14 protein-coding genes are annotated in these 16,686 nt (G+C 73.7%); 1 reads left to right on the top strand and 13 read right to left on the bottom strand.

Annotated features, from left to right (window positions below; translation table 11 throughout):
- Nucleotides 1–112 precede the first annotated feature (112 nt).
- The 9 genes from CP967_RS28360 to infC form a co-directional block, all read right to left on the bottom strand.
- Complete coding sequence (locus tag CP967_RS28360) at nt 113–628, bottom strand: NUDIX domain-containing protein (protein WP_373300377.1); 516 nt, start codon at nt 626–628, stop codon at nt 113–115.
- A gap of 104 nt (nt 629–732) precedes the next feature.
- Nucleotides 733–2,073: an NsdA family TPR-like regulatory protein gene (locus CP967_RS28355; RefSeq protein WP_150490695.1), complete on the bottom strand. Its 1,341-nt coding sequence runs from the start codon at nt 2,071–2,073 to the stop codon at nt 733–735.
- Nucleotides 2,074–2,494: 421 nt separating this feature from the next.
- Nucleotides 2,495–5,008, bottom strand: a complete 2,514-nt coding sequence (gene pheT, locus CP967_RS28350) for a phenylalanine--tRNA ligase subunit beta (protein ID WP_150490694.1) — start codon at nt 5,006–5,008, stop codon at nt 2,495–2,497.
- Nucleotides 5,008–6,135 carry a phenylalanine--tRNA ligase subunit alpha gene (gene pheS / locus CP967_RS28345; RefSeq protein WP_150490693.1) on the bottom strand — a complete coding sequence of 376 codons (1,128 nt, stop codon included), beginning with the start codon at nt 6,133–6,135 and terminating at the stop codon, nt 5,008–5,010. The genes pheT and pheS overlap by 1 nt, the downstream gene beginning before the upstream one ends.
- Nucleotides 6,136–6,282: 147 nt before the next feature.
- Nucleotides 6,283–7,437, bottom strand: a complete 1,155-nt coding sequence (locus CP967_RS28340; protein ID WP_150490692.1) for a sensor histidine kinase — start codon at nt 7,435–7,437, stop codon at nt 6,283–6,285.
- A gap of 144 nt (nt 7,438–7,581) precedes the next feature.
- Nucleotides 7,582–8,421, bottom strand: coding sequence for a TrmH family RNA methyltransferase (locus CP967_RS28335; protein ID WP_150490691.1), 840 nt, complete (start codon nt 8,419–8,421; stop codon nt 7,582–7,584).
- A 180-nt stretch (nt 8,422–8,601) separates the two neighbouring features.
- Nucleotides 8,602–8,985, bottom strand: coding sequence for a 50S ribosomal protein L20 (rplT, locus tag CP967_RS28330; RefSeq protein ID WP_003970214.1), 384 nt, complete (start codon nt 8,983–8,985; stop codon nt 8,602–8,604).
- Nucleotides 8,986–9,101: 116 nt separating this feature from the next.
- Nucleotides 9,102–9,296, bottom strand: a complete 195-nt coding sequence (rpmI, locus tag CP967_RS28325) for a 50S ribosomal protein L35 (RefSeq protein ID WP_014044927.1) — start codon at nt 9,294–9,296, stop codon at nt 9,102–9,104.
- Nucleotides 9,297–9,416: 120 nt separating this feature from the next.
- Entirely contained in the window at nt 9,417–10,064 is a 648-nt protein-coding gene (infC, locus tag CP967_RS28320; RefSeq protein WP_150490690.1) for a translation initiation factor IF-3, read from the bottom strand.
- 404 nt (nt 10,065–10,468) lie between these two features.
- On the opposite strand from infC, the gene CP967_RS28315 reads away from it, so the two are divergent.
- Nucleotides 10,469–10,834, top strand: a complete 366-nt coding sequence (locus tag CP967_RS28315; RefSeq protein ID WP_150490689.1) for a DUF1844 domain-containing protein — start codon at nt 10,469–10,471, stop codon at nt 10,832–10,834.
- A gap of 33 nt (nt 10,835–10,867) precedes the next feature.
- Here the strand turns inward: CP967_RS28315 and CP967_RS28310 are convergent, their stop codons facing one another.
- The 4 genes from CP967_RS28310 to CP967_RS28295 form a co-directional block, all read right to left on the bottom strand.
- Complete coding sequence (locus tag CP967_RS28310) at nt 10,868–13,540, bottom strand: SpoIIE family protein phosphatase (RefSeq protein ID WP_150490688.1); 2,673 nt, start codon at nt 13,538–13,540, stop codon at nt 10,868–10,870.
- Nucleotides 13,541–13,633: 93 nt separating this feature from the next.
- A complete protein-coding gene (locus tag CP967_RS28305) occupies nt 13,634–14,398 on the bottom strand; it encodes an SseB family protein (RefSeq protein WP_150490687.1) in 765 nt (254 codons plus the stop codon).
- Between the two features lie 62 nt (nt 14,399–14,460).
- Nucleotides 14,461–15,699: a type VII secretion-associated serine protease mycosin gene (mycP, locus tag CP967_RS28300; protein ID WP_150490686.1), complete on the bottom strand. Its 1,239-nt coding sequence runs from the start codon at nt 15,697–15,699 to the stop codon at nt 14,461–14,463.
- On the bottom strand, nt 15,696–16,568 hold the full coding sequence (locus tag CP967_RS28295; RefSeq protein ID WP_150490685.1) for a hypothetical protein: 873 nt from the start codon (nt 16,566–16,568) through the stop codon (nt 15,696–15,698). The genes mycP and CP967_RS28295 overlap by 4 nt, the downstream gene beginning before the upstream one ends.
- Between the last annotated feature and the right edge of the window lie 118 nt (nt 16,569–16,686).

The following is a 16,686-nucleotide window of genomic DNA, read 5'->3' as shown; positions in this document are numbered from 1 at the left end:
TGGCCGGGCCCGGAACCGGAAACGCGGTGGCCGGGTCCGGAACCGCAAGCGCGGTGGCCGGGCCCGGAACCCGAAGCGCGGTGGCCGGGCCCGGTGTCCGGCCACCGCCGGTTCACTCCGCCAGCAGGTGACGCAGCATCAGCAGTCCGGCCGCCATGCCGGCCGCCGGTATCTCGCCCCGCGCGATCATGTCGGGTACCAGCTTGAGCGGCACCCATTCACGGCGCGAGGACTCGAAGCCGTCCGCCGGGGGCCCGGTGTGGACCGCCTCCCGGGTCCAGAAGAGGTGGTGGCGGGCGTCGATGAGGCCGCCGGCCGGCTCGACGGTCATCAGCGGGTTCAGCGGTCCAGGGCGCCAGCCGGTCTCCTCCTCCATCTCACGGGCCGCCGCGGCGACGGGCGACTCGCCGTCCTCGACCACGCCGGCCGCGAGTTCCCAGCCCCAGCTGTCGGTGATGAAGCGGTGCCGCCACAGCAGCAGGGCTTCGCCCGCGTCGTTGACGACGGTCGCCGCGGCGACGGGCCTCAGACGCACCAGGAAATGGTCCAGGTGCCGGCCGTCTGGAAGTTCGACATCGGCCAGATTGACCCGGAACCACGGGTTCTCGTAGACCGTTTGTTCACCCATGTTCGCCCACCGCACAGTTCTGCCGCCTTCCGACTGGTCGAAGGCAACATCTTCAGCGGGCGTGGCCGCCCCGGGGAATGCTCACCGGCCCTTCCGCGCGGGGCTCACAGAGGCACGCGCAGCGCTCCGTCGATCACACCGGCCGCCGCCCCGGCGTCGGCCGAGCCACTGGCGGCGAGCCGTTCCCGTACGGCGCGGAGCCGCTCCCGCAGCCGCCGGGACTCCATCCCCCGCGCGTACTCGGCCATTTCACAGGCGGTCCGGGCCGCCTTGTCGGCCTCCCCCTGGAGCAGTTCGAGATGGGCGAGCAGAGCGAGGCGGTGCACCCTGCCCCGGTCGTGCGCCGGGGAGCGTACGGCCGCGGCGGCGTGCTCCCGCGCGGCGCCGAGGTCCCCCAGGTCGAGCAGCGCCTCCGCCACCTGTACGTCGACGAGCCCGGGCTGGACGTATCCCGTCTCCTCCGGTTCCCGTCCGGGAAGGATCCGGGCGGCCTCCGCCTCGGCGCGGTGGATGCGCTCCAGGGCGCTGCCGGGGTCGCCGAGCCGGGCGTAGGCCTTGGCCTGCATCGCGTGGAGGTCGGCGGCCAGGGCCGGGGTGACGTGCGGGCCCGCCGCCCGCAGCGCGGCTTCGGCGAAGGCCACGGAACGGCGGTAGTCGGCCAGGAACAGCGACTGGTTGACCAGCAGGGCGATCACATAGCTTCCGAGCCCCCGGTCCCCGCTGGCCTTGGCCAGCCGCAGCGCCTGGTGGAAGTAGCGCTGGGCGAGCCCCTGGGCGTCGGAGTCGTAGGCGCAGATACCGGCGACGGCTGCGAGCGCGCCGACCGCCCGGTGCAGCCGGCGTCCCAGCGCGTCGTCGTAGCCGCCGCGCAGCAGGGGGGCGGCCTCGGCGTTGAGGAAGCCGACGACCCGGGACCTGGTCGCCAGCCCGCCCGCCTTCCGGTACATCTGTTCGTAGTGGGTACGGGCGGCGCGGAGCATCTCCAGGTCGTCGGCGCCCACCGGGCGCTCACCCGGCCGGGAGACGTCGGTGTCCTCCGGCGGGTTCTCCCAGTCCCATACCGGCATCACGGCCGGGGTGCCGGTGACGGCGGGCGTGCCGACGAGCCCGGTGCGCTGCTGGTCGTCGGCGCGCCACAGGGCGGTGGCGTGCTCGACGAAGCCCGGGAGACCGCCGGGCCGGGTCGCGGTGTGCGGACCGGAGGTGCCCATCCCGATGTCGTCGAGTGTCACCGGCCGGTGGAGACGGGCGGCCAGCACCTCGCAGATCAGGTCGGGGACCTGGCCGCGGGGGCGCTGGCCGTTGAGCCAGCGGGCGACGGCCGTGTGCTCGTAGCGCAGGGCGAGGCCCCGGGCCCGGCCGGCCAGGTTGATGTGACCGGCGAGTCCGGCGCGGGACACACCGGCCTCGTCGATCAGGGATTCGAGCAGGACGTTGGGCTCCATTGCCCCCCCATGTGCGCTTCCCGACGAGCTTAGAAGCGATTCACACGGGGTGTGAACCAAATGCCCGAACCGTCCGGCTGTGCGCTCTCCCGGAGGGATCACCGGGCCGCTTGAATGAACGTCTCGCAAGAGGCGGCCGGGTCGTCGGCTCCCCCTCGTACAGCTCGACGACCCGCGTCCGCGCCGTCCGCTCCGCCGGCCTGCCCGACACTCCGTGGCGGGGCGGACGGCGCCGGGCCGCACGCCCCCCTCGCCCGTCGGCGTCCCCGTCGGCGGCACCGGGCCCGCGGTCCGGCCCCGGGCCGGCGTCCGTGCCCCGCCCGTACGCGAGAAAGGAGGGGCGCATCCGCTCAACGGATGCGCCCCTCCCCTTCGTCACACGACTCCGGCCACGGATCCGGCCGTGCCCGCCGGCCGGTCCCTACGCGCCGCGCAGCACCGCGCCGGTGCGCTCGGCGGCCAGGGCGACCGCGGCGTCGCGGGCCGCGGTGGCCTCCTCGACGGTCAGCGTGCGGTCCGGGGCACGGAACCGCAGCGCGTACGCCAGGGACTTGTTGCCCTCACCGATCTGCTCGCCGGTGAACACGTCGAACAGCCGCAGCGATTCGAGGAGTTCCCCGGCGCCCTCGCGCAGGGCCTGCTCCACCGCGGCGGCGGGGACACCGTCGGCGACGACGAGCGCGACGTCCTGGGTCGCCACCGGGAAGGTGGAGATCCGCGGGGCCTGGAGGGCGCCGTCCACGGCCCGCTCCAGCGTGTCGAGCTCGACCTCCATGGCGCTGGTCCGCTCGGGCAGGTGGAGTTCCTTGAGGACGCGCGGGTGCAGTTCGCCCGCGTGTCCGAAGAGGACCTCCTCGCCGTCGACCGTGACGTACAGCGCGGCGCAGCGGCCGGGGTGCCACGGGGCGTGCCGGTCGGCGCGCACCGTCAGCTCGACACCCGCCTCACGGGCGATCGTGCGGGCCGCCTCGATCGCGTCCGCCCAGGTGGCGGGGCGGCCCTTGCCCCACCAGCCGGCCTGCTCGCGGGCGCCCGCGAGGACGACGGCGGCGCGGCGCGGCTGGCGCGGGAGGGCCGCGTCCAGGGCGGCGATCTCCTCGTCGGTGGGACGGCGGTCCACGGGCAGCCTGACCGCGCGGGTCTCCTCGCCGGTCGGCCGGAAGACCAGGCCGGTCTCGAAGAGCGCCAGGTCGTGGCTGCCCCGGCCGTCGTTGCGCCGCAGCGCACCGAGCAGGCCCGGCAGCAGCGTGGTGCGCAGCGAGGGCTCCTCGTCGGAGAGCGGGTTGACGAGGGTGACCGTACGGCGGCGTGCGTCGTCCTGCTCCAGGCCGAGCTGGTCCAGGACGGCGCGGCCGATGAACGGGTAGCTGAGCGCCTCGACGTAACCGGCGCCGGCCAGCGCGCGGCCGACGCGGCGGTGCAGCCGCTGGCGTTCGGTGAGCCCGCGCCCGGACGGCGGGGTGGGCAGGGTGGACGGGAGGTTCTCGTACCCTTCCAGCCGGATGACCTCTTCGGCGAGGTCGTTCGGCGCGGTGAGGTCGGGCCGCCAGGACGGCGCGGTGACGAGCAGCTCGTCCTGTCCGTAGACGTCGCAGCCGACCTCCTGGAGGCGGCGTACGACGGTCTCACGGCCGTAGGGGACACCGGCGACCCTGTCGGGGTGGTCCGCGGGCATCGCGATGGTGCGGGGTGCGGAGGGGGCACTGATCTCGGTGACGCCCGCCTCGGCGGTGCCGCCCGCGAGGAGGACCAGCAGGTCGACGGTGCGCTGCGCGGCAGCGGCGGCGGCCTGCGGGTCCACACCGCGCTCGAAGCGCCTGGACGCCTCGGAGGACAGCTTGTGGCGGCGCGCGGTCCGGGCGATCGAGATCGCGTCGAAGTGCGCGGCCTCGATGACGACCTCGGTCGTCCCGGCGTCCTCGGTGGCCGCGTCGGCGATCTCGGTGTGGGCACCGCCCATGACACCGGCGAGACCGATCGGACCGCGGTCGTCGGTGATGACCAGGTCCTCGGCGTCCAGGACGCGCTGGGTGCCGTCGAGCGTGGTGAGCTTCTCGCCCTGCTCGGCACGGCGTACGCCGATGGCGCCCTCGACCCGGGTGCGGTCGTAGGCGTGGAGCGGCTGGCCGAGTTCGAGCATCACGTAGTTGGTGACGTCGACGGCGAGCGAGATCGGGCGCATTCCGGCCTTCTGCAGCCGGCGCTGCATCCAGATCGGGGAGCGCGCCTCGGGCCGCAGCCCGGTGACGGTGCGCGCGGTGAAGCGGCTGCAGCCGATGGGGTCGGACACCTTGACCGGGTAGCCGAAGGCGTTCGGCGCGGGCACGTCCAGCAGGGCCGGGTCGCGCAGCGGCAGGCCGTAGGCGGTGGCCGTCTCGCGGGCGACGCCGCGCATGGACAGGCAGTAGCCGCGGTCCGGGGTGACGGCGATGTCCAGCACCTCGTCGACGAGCTGGAGCAGCTCGATCGCGTCGGTTCCGGGCTCGTACTCCGGCGGGAGCACGATGATGCCGTGCGTGCCGTCGTCGCCCATGCCGAGCTCGTCGGTGGAGCAGATCATGCCGTGCGAGGTCTTGCCGTACGTCTTGCGCGCGGCGATCGCGAAGTCGCCGGGCAGGACGGCGCCCGGGAGGACCACGACGACCTTGTCGCCGACGGCGAAGTTACGGGCGCCGCAGACGATCTCCTGCGGTTCGCCGGTGCCGTTGGCGTCGCCGACGTCGACGGTGCAGAAGCGGATGGGCTTCTTGAAGCCCTCCAGTTCCTCGATGGTCAGTACCTGTCCGACGACCAGGGGGCCCTTGAGGCCGGCGCCGGTCTGCTCGACGGTTTCCACCTCGAGGCCCACGGCGACCAGCTTGGCCTGTACGTCACGGCCGGTCTCCGTCGCCGGCAGGTCGACGTACTCCCGCAGCCAGGAAAGCGGGACGCGCATCAGATCTCCATCCCGAACGGCCGGGTGAAACGGACGTCACCTTCGACCATGTCTCGCATGTCTTCTACGTTGTGGCGGAACATCAGCATCCGTTCGATGCCGAACCCGAAGGCGAATCCGCTGTACTTCTCGGGGTCGACGCCGCAGGCGACGAGCACCTTGGGGTTGACCATGCCGCAGCCGCCGAGCTCGATCCAGCCCTCGCTGCCGCAGGTGCGGCAGGGACGGTCCGGGTTGCCGACGGACTCGCCGCGGCAGACGTAGCAGACCATGTCCATCTCGGCGGACGGCTCGGTGAAGGGGAAGAAGTTCGGCCGCAGCCGGGTCTTCATGTCCGGGCCGAAGAGCGCCTGGACCATGTGGTCGAGGGTGCCCTTGAGGTCGGCCATGGTGAGGCCCTCGTCGACGGCGAGCAGTTCGATCTGGTGGAAGACCGGGGTGTGCGTGGCGTCGAGCTCGTCGGTGCGGTAGACCCGGCCGGGGCAGACCACGTAGACGGGGGGCTTGCGGCTGAGCAGCGAGCGGGCCTGGACGGGCGAGGTGTGGGTGCGCAGCACGACACCGGACTCGTCGGTCTTCGCGCCGTCGGCGCCCTGGACGAAGAAGGTGTCCTGCATCTGCCGCGCCGGGTGGTCGGGCACGAAGTTCAGGGCGTCGAAGTTGAACCACTCCGCCTCGGCCTCGGGGCCCTCCGCGATCTCGTAGCCCATGGCGACGAAGACGTCGGCGACGCGCTCCATGATGGTCGTCAGGGGGTGGCGGGCGCCCGCCGGGGTGCGGTCGTAGGGCAGGGTGACGTCCACCGCCTCCTCGACCAGCACGCGCGCGTCGCGCTCGGCCTCCAGCTCGGCCTGGCGTGCGGCCAGTGCCTTGGAGACGGCGCCGCGGGCCTGGCCCACGCGCTTGCCCGCCTCGGCCTTGGCCTGCGGGGGCAGGGCGCCGATCTCCCGGTTGGCGAGCGACAGGGGCGAGGCGCCGCCCGTGTGCGCGGTCTTCGCCTGGGCGAGCGCGTCGAGGTCGCCTGCGGCGGCGAAGGCGGCGAACGCCTCGTCCCGCATGCGCTCGATCTCTTCCGGTTTCAGTGCCTCGACCTCGACCGGGTCGTACGACTTGTTCGGTGCCGACATCTCTTCCCGTGCTTCCGATTGGCTGGATACTGCTCCGTACCGGGGACCGCCCCGGACCCCGCGACCCCTGCCTCGACGACCGAGGGCGCAAAGGTGCCAAAAGTCGAGTCTACGGGCCGCCGGGAGGCGAAGAAGCCCGTGGGCCGCTCAGCTCAGATAGGCCGGCGCGCTCACGGGCAGGATAAATCGGAACTCCGCCCCGCCTCCGGGCCCCCGGCCGACGGTGATCGTGCCTCCGTGCGCCTCGACGATGCCCTTGACGATGTACAGGCCGAGACCGGTCCCGCCGCGCTTGCTCCCCCGCCAGAAGCGGGTGAAGACACGGCCCATCGACTCCTCGGGGATGCCGGGGCCTTCGTCACTCACGGTGACCGCCGTTCCGCTCTCGTCGCCCTCGCCGTGCGCGGGGGTGATGTCGATGGTGACGGTTCCCTCGCCGTGGCGCACCGCGTTTTCCAGGAGGTTGCCGAGGACCTGGTCCACCTTGTCCGGGTCCGCCCAGAGATCGGGCAGCGGCTGCCGGGTGCGCAGCAGGAAGCGGCCGGGGGCCTGGCCGTTCGCGGTGAGGGCCCGGACGTGGCGTTCGACGGCGGCCGAGATGTCCACGGGCTGGCGGCGCAGTTCCAGCCGGCCGGAGTCGATGCGGGAGATGTCGAGCAGCTCGGCGATGAGCCGGGTGACGCGGTTGGCGTCGGCGTCGACGGTCTCCAGCATCAGCCGCTTCTGGTCGTCGTTGAACCGCTCCCACTTGGCCAGCAGGGTCGCGGTGAACCCCTTGACCGAGGTCAGCGGGGAGCGCAGTTCGTGGGCGACGGTGGCGATCAGTTCGGCGTCGCTGCGCTCGCTGCGCCGGCGGGCCTCGGTGCCGCGCAGGGAGACCACCACCCGGCTGACCGGCCCCCTGGGCGTGTCGCGTACGTACCGGGCGGAGACCAGCACCTCGCGGCCGCCGGGCAGCAGCAGGCTGCGTTCGGGCTGTCCGACCCGGGTGGCGAGCCCGCCGTACGGGTCGGTGAGGGGCCACCAGCGCCTGCCCTTGAGGTCCTCCAGGGGCAGGGCGTGTTCCAGGGGCCGGCCGAGGGCGGCGGCCCGGGGTGTCGCGGTGATGCGGGCGGCGGCGGTGTTGAAGCAGACGATCCGGCCGGTCTCGTCGGCGACGACGAGACCGTCGGGGAGGTGGTCGGGATCGATGCCCGCGGGAGGCGCGGACGGGCCGGCGGCCTCGCCCGTGCCGTCCTGGACGCCGAGGGCGTACGCGGCTGCTGTCTGTGTGTGTCGCGGCGTGCTCATGCCGACAGCCATCTTCCCGTACCCCACCTCTCGAACCGGTGCAGTGGGCCCCCGAGTCCGTCACCCTACTAGGCGCCGGACGGCGAGCGACACCCTGCGGGGGCGCACCGGGAGGTGTGGCCGGTATCGATCGGTGAAAGCGCGCGCGGGCGCGTTTCAGCCGGTACGGCGCGGGCGCTGGGCGCGCGCGGAGGCGTAGAGGCAGACCGCGGCGGCGGTGGCGAGATTCAGGCTCTCGGCCTTGCCGTGGATCGGGACCCGGACCACCGCGTCGGCGAGCGCCCGGGTCTCCTCGGGCAGGCCCCATGCCTCGTTGCCGAAGACCCAGGCGGTGGGGCCGCCCATGGTGCCCGCGTCGAGTTCGTCGTCGAGGTCGTCGGTGCCCGCCCCGTCGGCGGCCAGGATCCGCACCCCGGCCCCGCGCAGGCCCCGCACGGCCTGTTCCACGGGGACGCCGACGGCGACCGGGAGGTGGAAGAGGGAGCCGACCGAGGCGCGGACGGACTTCGGGTTGTAGAGGTCGACGGAGGCGTCGGTGAGGACGACGGCGTCCGCGCCGGCCGCGTCGGCGCAGCGCAGCACCGTCCCGGCGTTCCCCGGGTCGCGTACGTGGGCGAGCACCGCGACCAGCGTGGGCTTCGCGGCGAGGACCTCCTCGAACGGCGAGTCCAGGAAGCGGCAGACGCCGATCAGGCCCTGCGGGGTGACGGTCTGCGAGACGTCGGCGAGCACTCCGGCGTCGGCCAGGTGGACCCGGGCCCCGGCCTCGTGCGCGGCGCGGACGATGTCGGCGTACCGGTCGGCGGCCTCGACGGTGGCGAACAGCTCGGTCAGCGTGGCCCCGCCGTCGCTCCCCCGGTGCGCGGCGGCCTCCCGGACGGCCTGGGGGCCCTCGGCGATGAACCGGCGCTCCTTGCCGCGGAAGTTGCGCCGGGCGAGGCGCCGTGCGGCGGCGACGCGCGGTGATCGGGCGGAGATCAGTTCGGGGGTGCCCATGGTCGGCGGCGAGCCTCTCTGCGTAACTCTGCTTCACTGCGTACGTTTCTTCGCGTACGCACGTCTACGTACGGGGCCCGCGTCCGTACCCCGGGGGCGGCTGCGCGGTGCGCAACGCACCGGACCCGCAGACGGCTCGCGCCTGCGGGTCCGGCTCAACACGCTGGAAGGGGGCCTGGATCAGGCGGCCTTCGGGGCGTTGACGTCGCTCGGGAGGGCCTTCTGGGCCACCTCGACGAGCGCGGCGAACGCGTTGGCGTCGTTGACCGCGAGCTCGGCCAGGATCTTGCGGTCCACCTCGATGTTGGCGGCCTTCAGACCCTGGATGAGGCGGTTGTACGTCATGCCGTTCTGGCGGGCAGCGGCGTTGATGCGCTGGATCCAGAGCTGACGGAAGTCGCCCTTGCGCTTCTTGCGGTCGTTGTAGTTGTAGACCAGGGAGTGGGTGACCTGCTCCTTGGCCTTGCGGTACAGGCGCGAACGCTGGCCGCGGTAACCGCTGGCGGCCTCGAGGATCGCCCGGCGCTTCTTGTGTGCGTTTACTGCCCGCTTGACGCGTGCCACTTTTAACTCCTTGCAGCGGGGTCAGGTGGTCATGGTCCAGACTCACCCGACCCGGAAACGAATGGGGTCCCGGTCGGATCGAGAACGCGCCCCCGGTTCACCCGGAGGCAGCGGCCTCACTTGCCGAGAAGCTTCTTGATCTTCTTGGCGTCGGCCGGAGCCACGACGGTCGTGCCGGTCAGCGAGCGCGTCTTCTTGGACGACTTGTGCTCGAGCAGGTGGCGCTTGCCCGCCTTCTCGCGCAGCACCTTGCCGGAGCCGGTGATCTTGAAGCGCTTGCTGGCACCGCTGTGCGTCTTGTTCTTCGGCATCGCGCCGTTATCTCCTCGTCGGTGGCGCCCCTCACGGTGCGGGCACCGGAATGGCGGGGGCGTCAGATCTCTGGTGGTTCCGGGGGGACCCCGGGGCCGCCTGGATGGCGGCCCCCGCGATCAGCCCTCGGAAGGTGTCTCGCCCGGGGCCTCGGCCCCTGCGGCGTCCCCCTCGGACGCGGCGTCGGGGGTGTTCCCCTGACGCTCGGCCTTGCGGGCGGCCTGGGCCTCACGGGCCTCGGCCATGGCTTCGGTCTTCTTCTTGTGCGGGCCCAGAACCATGATCATGTTCCGGCCGTCCTGCTTCGGGTTGGACTCGATGAAACCGAGGTCCTCGACATCCGAAGCGAGACGCTGCAGCAGTCGGAAGCCCAGCTCGGGACGGGACTGCTCACGACCACGGAACATGATCGTGATCTTGACCTTGTCCCCCTGCTTGAGGAACCGGACGACGTGACCCTTCTTGGTGTCGTAGTCGTGCGGGTCGATCTTCGGCCGGAGCTTCATCTCCTTGATGACCGTGTGCGCCTGGTTCTTGCGCGCCTCACGGGCCTTCATGGCCGACTCGTACTTGAACTTCCCGTAGTCCATGAGCTTGCACACGGGCGGGCGGGCGGACGCCGCCACCTCGACCAGGTCGAGGTCGTACTCCTGTGCGAGCTCAAGGGCCTTGGCAAGCGGGACAATCCCGACCTGCTCGCCGCTGGGACCGACAAGTCGCACCTCGGGAACGCGAATCCGGTCGTTGATGCGGGGCTCGGCGCTGATGGATCCTCCTCGGTAGCACCACGCGACCGCCTGGCGGGCAGCCGCGTAACGTCTTCATTTCGGTAAGACCAACCGAACCGGGAGACAGAAAATGCCCCGGACGGGACACAGGCGGGGCTCCAGGTACTACCGGAACACCACCGCATACCATCACGGGGCGCATCGGACGGCCCCATCGTCCGTACGGAACGATGGCTGCCGTCTGACCGGTGACCTGCCGTCCCGGAGGGCGGTCAGGTGGGAGATCGGAGCCTCCACTTGCGGGCCGGGCACACATGTGTCCAGCCGGTCGTTACACAAGGTTAGCAGCCCGCCCGCGCGGAAACCAATCCCCCTGTTCCGCCCGGGTCCGCGCCCGGGTCCCGTGGGAGGGGCGTGCCCGGCCTGGCCTTATCGTGTGGGGCATGAGTGACGCGACCACCCCCAGCGGCGGCAACCCCGGCTTCGACGACATGGCCCGCGACATCGCGGAGGTCCCCGCGGTCGAGGTGATCGTGACGGTCGCGGTCAATCTGATGAGCGCGGCCGCCGTGAAGCTGGGCCTGACCGAGGAGGGCGAGGAGCACAAGGACCTCGACGAGGCCCGCAAGCTGGTGCACGCGCTGGCCGGTCTGCTCGACGCGAGCACCACCGAGATCAGCACCTTCCACGCCTCCCCGCTGCGGGACGGGCTGAAGTCCCTCCAGCTGGCCTTCCGCGAGGCATCCCTCGTGCCGGACGAGCCGGGCCGGGGCCCCGGCGAGAAGTACACGGGCCCGGTCTACGGCTGAGGGCCGCCCCGCCGCCTCCGGCGGAGCGGCGCGTCAGGAGGGGGACACGGGACGCACCGCGAGGATCGCGATGTCGTCGGTGTTGTCGGCGCCGAGCCCGATCAGCAGTTCGTCGCAGAAGACGTCGAGGGATTCACGGGCCAGCTCGGCGGCGTGCCGCCCCAGCCGTCCCATGGCCTCGTCCAGCGACTCGTCCCGGCGCTCGATCAGGCCGTCCGTGTACAGCAGCACCGTCGCGTCCGCCGGGACGGCGTCCTCCGCGCGGGGGCGGAGCATGTCCGGGTCCATGCCGAGCAGCAGCCCCGAGCCGTTTTCCAGGTACCGGGTGCGGCCGTCGTCCATGACCAGCAGCGGCGGCAGGTGCCCCGCCGAGGAGTGCACGAACTCCCACGGGCCCTCCTCCGCTCCCTTGAGCAGGCCGTAGACGCAGGTCGCGGTGGCCTCCCGGGACAGGCTGTGGTTCGCCATGTCGAGGCGGCGCAGCACCGTCTCCGGTGGTTCCCGGCGGTCGACGGCGATGCCCCGCAGCATGCTCCGCAGCTGGCTCATCGCGATGGCCGCGTCCAGGTTGTGCCCGGCCACGTCGCCGATGACCAGCGCGAGGTCGCCGGTCGGCAGGACGAAGCTGTCGTACCAGTCGCCGCCGACCTGCGCGGTGGTGGACGACGCGGCGTACCGGGCCGCCAGGTCCAGGCCGCGGACCGCCGGCAGTACGGGCAGCAGTGACCGCTGGAGCTGTTCGGCGATGTTCCGGGTCTCCTGGTGCAGGCGCGCGTTGTCCACGCCCAGGGCCAGGGCGTGCCCCAGGTCGTCCACGAGCGGCAGTTCCTCCTCGGTGAACGGCCACTCCCGTCCCGTACGCGCCACGGTCAGCACCCCGATGGTCTCCTGGCGGGCACGCAGCGGGATGACGACGGCGCTGTCCGCGCCGAGCCGCTCGAACAGGCGCCCGTAGTCCACGTCCAGCGGGCTCATCCCGGCGTGTTCCGGGGGCTCGGTGAGCAGCAGCGGGCCGGCACCGCTGAGCGCCCGGGCGAGAGGGCCGCGCGCCGTGTCGGTGAGCGGCGGCAGCATGCCCTCCAGGTCCTCCGCGTACGGCGCGCCGGGGCCGCGGCGCGCCACGCACGCCCGTTCCACGCGCGCGTCCTCGGTGAGCAGGTCCACGGCGCACCAGTCGGCGAACCGCTCGGTCAGGATCCGGCAGACCCGCTGGAGGCCGTCGTCCAGGTCGGAGGCGTTGCTCATCGCCGCTCCGGTCTCCGCCAGGAGCGACAACCGTTCCAGTACGGGCAGCACCGCTTCGCGGCGCTGTGCGGTTCCGGGCCGCGGGGCGGCGACCGGGGGGAGCCCCGGGGCTCCCCGTCCGTCGGGGGCGGGGGCCTGGTCCCGGTGGCCGGCGGAGCGCCTGGCGCCGGGGCGGCGTGCCGTGGGGCCGGGGGTGGCGGCGCGGGGGGAGAGCTGGGCGACGAACACCGTGCGGCCGTCCGCGGTCTCCTGGGTCTGGATGAACAGCCGCACCGGTACGAGCCGTCCCTCGCGGTGCAGCGCGGGGAGCGGGACGGAGCGGCCCAGGATGTGGGGCTCTCCGCTGAGCAGCAGGGAGGTGAACGCCTTGACGTGCCGTCCGCGCAGATGCTCGGGGATGAGTGCGGTGAGCGGCTGTCCGACGAGTTCCTCCGGGTCCCAGCCCAGGAGGCCGGCGGCGGGCCCGTTCACCGCGATGATGCGGTTCTGTTCGTCGGCGGCGATCGTGGGGACCCTGCTGGTCCGGACGTGGCCGGGGTCCCAGGGCACCAGTTCCGCCGGGCCGGCGCCCGGTTCCCGCGGGACCACGGTCCACGCGGTGGGGCGGGCGCCGGCGAGCTGGCCGGTGATCTCGTCGAACAGCCATGTGTGGAAGACCCGGCTGCGGGGCAGCGCCGGCAGGGTGAGCAGCCGCTCCTCCCGTGCGGCCCGCTCCCCCGCGTCCAGTACGCGGCTGAGGGCCTCGACCGCCGGTGCGGCACCGGGCCGCATCGCCAGGGGCAGGGAGCGGATCTCCCCCTCGGCCGGTTCGTCGCGGAGGGCGGCTGTGACGCACTCGCTGATCACGTTGCTGATGTCGTGGGCGGTGGCGAGGTCCCGCGGCGGCACGACGCTCCTCCCGGCGGCCTCGGCCAGCTTCAGCTCCCGCAGCAGTACCTGCCGGTGCTGCTGGGAGGCCGAGTACAGCGCGCCCGGTACGTCGACGAGGACCACCGGTTCCGCCGGTCCGGCGGGGGGTGCGGGGAGCTCCCATGCCGAGGGGTGCCGTGCCCCGTCCGGCCACAGCTCGAACCAGACCGTCTTGGTGCCGTCGCCGGTCTCGACGCCGTACAGGGACGCCAGCCGGCTGACGAGCACCAGCCCTTGTCCGATCCCGGCGTACGGGGGGCACTCCCGCGCCACCGGCATCCGCGAGGGGCGGTGGTCCAGGACCGCTACGCGGATCCGGCCGCCCGACTCCCCGGCCGCCACCCCGATCTCGGTACCGGCGTGCAGCACCGCGTTGGTCACCAGCTCGCCCGTGAGGAATTCCGCGGTGTCCAGCAGGTCGGGCATGGCGCCCGGTACGGCCTCTTCCAGGGCGGTCCGCACGAACCGCCGGGCTCGCGCGACGCTCTCCGGAGCCGGAGGGAACCGCTGTGACGGTGTCTCCGAGGCACTGGTGGCACTGGGGTCACCCATGGGCCCAGTCTGCACCAGCGGCCCCCGCCCCGCGGCCCGCCCGAGCCGCGCACCGTGGCGGACGGGTGAGCGCGCGGCCCGGGGAAGTCCGGCTCAGCGGCTGAACAGCGGCTCGCCCGGGGCCTCGGCACCGGACGGGAGCACGGCCAGGTCGAGGCCGCGTACCAGGCGGGCGCGCAGGACCTCGCTGGACGCCAGGGCCTCGGCGACGCGCCGGGCCGCCTCGGCCACCACCGCGTCGGGGGCGAGGACCAGCGCCAGGGTGCCGTCGGCCCGGCCGGGGCCGAGGTGGGCGCGCAGCACCGCCGGTTCGGCGGCGGCGGCCTCCCGTACGGCGGCGACCACCAGCGGGTCGTCCAGCGGGTCGGTGCTGGTGCGGTTCTCGGCCAGCGCGAGCAGCGCGGGGCCGGTCAGCTCGAAGGCGACGGGCCCGGCCAGGTCGAGCACCAGGGTGTCGGCCTTCTCGTGCGCGGCGGCCTGGAGTGCCTGGTGCAGGGGTACGGCGACGGGCCTGGCCTGGGGGTCCCAGAGGGCCAGCGAGGCGGTGGAGGTGAAGGCGGGCAGCGCGCGCCGGTCCCCGGCCTGCAGGGTGGGCACCGCCATGTCGCTGGTCTTCTCGCGGCGCAGCCCGCTCCCCCGCCGCGCGTTCCCGTCCTCCGCCGGGGTTCCGTCCCCCTCCTCGACCTCGCCGAGGACGGCGACGACCGGGACGAGCAGCCGGGCGTCCCGGAGTGCGGTGAGGACCGGGCCGACGGCTGTCCGGTCCTGGGACCAGGCGGCCAGCGCGGCCGTGAGTGCGGGGGCGGCCGAGCCGTCGTCGTCGGAGAAGCCGGGGTCAGGGATGTTCTTGAGCGCCACGGGACGAGCGTAGTGGGTCGGCTCTCCCGGCCCGTCGACAGGTCGGGTCTCCCGGGGCGGGCTCAGCGGCGGCCGGGGAAGCCCGGGAGGCCGGTACCGGGTGTGGCGGGTGCGCCCGGCCCGGTCCCTGACGTGGTCCTGGTGCGCCACAGCACCACGGCGACGGCCAGCAGTACCACGCCGGCGCCGCCCGCGGCCGGGGCGAGCCAGGCGGCGGGCCCGTCGTCGTCCCGCGCCGGGGCGGGGCCCGGCCCGAAGTACTGCCCCCGGTAGCCGGACCGGGACGGCTTCTCCGCCGCCCCTTCCGGGCGCAGCTCCGCCCCGGCCTCGATCGCGGCGGCGGGGTCGGCCGTCCCGTGACCGCGGGCGTCGTCCCGGCCGCCCTCCGGGGCGTCGCGGGCGGTGTCGGCGAGGAGCTTCTTGATCTGGGCGGGCGACAGGCCGGGGTGGGCGGCGCGGACGAGGGCGACCGCCCCGGAGACGAAGGCGGCGGCCGCCGAGGTGCCCCACTCCATGTAGTAGTGCTGGTCGGGGTTGGCGACGACGATGTCCACCCCGGGGGCGCTGACGGTGGCGTACCAGCGGCGGGTGGAGAAGGACGCGTGTGTGCCGTACCGGTCGACGGCGGTGACGGCGATCACCCCGGGGTAGGCCGCCGGGTAGGAGGGGCGGTCGCCCTTGTCCCCGCTGTTGCCGGCGGAGGCGACCACGGAGACGCCCTTGCCCAGGGCGTACTGGACGGCGGAGTCCTCGCTCGGGTCGGGGTGGGCCGACTTGCTGTCGTCGCCGAGGGAGAGGTTGATGACGTCGGCGCCCTGGTCGGTGGCCCAGCGGATGCCGTCGGCGAGGGCGGTGCCGCGTGACTCGCGGGCCTTGCCGCGGGAGGGGTCGGTGGATTCGAGGATCACCCGTCCCGGCAGGATCTTCGCCTCCGGGGCGACCCCGAGCACACCGTCACCGCGGTCCGGCCCGTGGCCGTGGCCCGCGATGATGCCGGCCATGGCGGTGCCGTGCAGGGCCCATGACGCGTCGCCCCGCGTGGCACCGAAGCCTATGAAGTCCTTGCCGGACAGGACCTGGCCCTCCAGGTCGGGGTGGCTTCCGTCGACCCCGGTGTCCAGGACGGCGACGGTGATGCCCTCGCCCTTGGTGGTCCGCCATGCCTCGTCGGTGTGCAGGGCCTGGCGTCCCCATTCCTGGGCCCGGATGGCGTCGGCCTGCGCGGGTACGGCGGGCAGCAGGGCGAACGCGGTGGCGGTGACCACCGCGGCGAGCGCGCGCGGCCGGCTGGGACGGGTCATTCCGGCTTCTCCGTGAGGTCGGTGATCGTCCTGCGCAGCGCGCGCTCCACGCGGTCGGCGATGCCCTTCGCCTCGTGGCCGAGGCCCGCCTCGGCGGGGGCGGTGGTGGCCCCGGCCTCCGTCGCCCCGGCGGCGGGCTGGGGCTCGGCGACGGCGCGGCCGTCGGCGAAGCCGGAGACGGAGAACACCACGACGGGTGCCTCGGTCAGCACACGGACGGTCCAGCTGGCGCGCTGGTCGTCGCCGAACCCGGCGGCGACGGTCCCCTTCACCGGGTACGTACGGGGCATCAGGTCCGCGCGTTCGGCGAGACGCTGGCCGGTGAAGCGGGTGCCGAGCGCGCTCATGGCCTCGGCGTCGGCCTCGGTGAAGACGAGTCCCACGGTGGTGACGCTGCTGCGGGTGGCGTCGGTGTAGGTGGCCCGCACCAGGCGTTCGCAGCCGACCGGCCGGAGCGTCTTCAGGAGCAGGGGGTCCAGGCCGGCCGCGCAGCCGCTGTCGGCGGCGACCGCGACCCGGGTCCAGGTGCGGTCGGTGGCGCCCGGTCCGGCGCCGTCGCCCTTGAGGGTGCGGGGGAAGAGCGTGTCGACGGGGACGCTGTGCCAGACGGACCGGCCGACGGTGTACGCGTCGTCCGTCCGGGGCCCGTCCGCCGGACCCCCGGTGAGCCAGGTCCCGGCGGCGGCACCGCCGGTCAGCCCGAGGCCCAGCACGGCGCAGACGGCGGCCACGGCGGCCCTGGCCGGGGTCCGGGCGGGTACGGGACGCAGCCGTGTGGTCGTCTCGGCGGGGGTCTCGGCGTACGCCTGCGTGTACATGCCGGGACCGGGCAGCGGGGGGAGGGCGCCGGGGCGCGGGGTGAGGTCCACCGCGCCGACTGGTCTGCGCCGGGTCGGCTCGGGCGGCGGCGGAACCGGGGCGGTCCGGGCGGAGGGGGCCGGAGGAGCCTGGGAGGCGGGCGGTACCGGGGAGGCGGGCGGTGCCGTC

It is taken from the genome of Streptomyces nitrosporeus, assembly GCF_008704555.1.
GTDB classification, from domain to species: Bacteria; Actinomycetota; Actinomycetes; order Streptomycetales; family Streptomycetaceae; genus Streptomyces; species Streptomyces nitrosporeus.
This window is presented reverse-complemented; position numbering and strand designations above follow the sequence as displayed.

What these genes read in the sequence shown, in the direction of transcription:
- CP967_RS28360 (WP_373300377.1), bottom strand. Translation starts at nt 628, where the DNA reads ATGGGTGAACAAACGGTCTACGAGAACCCGTGGTTCCGGGTCAATCTG.
- CP967_RS28355 (WP_150490695.1), bottom strand. Translation starts at nt 2,073, where the DNA reads ATGGAGCCCAACGTCCTGCTCGAATCCCTGATCGACGAGGCCGGTGTG.
- pheT (WP_150490694.1), bottom strand. Translation starts at nt 5,008, where the DNA reads ATGCGCGTCCCGCTTTCCTGGCTGCGGGAGTACGTCGACCTGCCGGCG.
- pheS (WP_150490693.1), bottom strand. Translation starts at nt 6,135, where the DNA reads ATGTCGGCACCGAACAAGTCGTACGACCCGGTCGAGGTCGAGGCACTG.
- CP967_RS28340 (WP_150490692.1), bottom strand. Translation starts at nt 7,437, where the DNA reads ATGGCTGTCGGCATGAGCACGCCGCGACACACACAGACAGCAGCCGCG.
- CP967_RS28335 (WP_150490691.1), bottom strand. Translation starts at nt 8,421, where the DNA reads ATGGGCACCCCCGAACTGATCTCCGCCCGATCACCGCGCGTCGCCGCC.
- rpmI (WP_014044927.1), bottom strand. Translation starts at nt 9,296, where the DNA reads ATGCCGAAGAACAAGACGCACAGCGGTGCCAGCAAGCGCTTCAAGATC.
- CP967_RS28315 (WP_150490689.1), top strand. Translation starts at nt 10,469, where the DNA reads ATGAGTGACGCGACCACCCCCAGCGGCGGCAACCCCGGCTTCGACGAC.
- CP967_RS28310 (WP_150490688.1), bottom strand. Translation starts at nt 13,540, where the DNA reads ATGGGTGACCCCAGTGCCACCAGTGCCTCGGAGACACCGTCACAGCGG.
- mycP (WP_150490686.1), bottom strand. Translation starts at nt 15,699, where the DNA reads ATGACCCGTCCCAGCCGGCCGCGCGCGCTCGCCGCGGTGGTCACCGCC.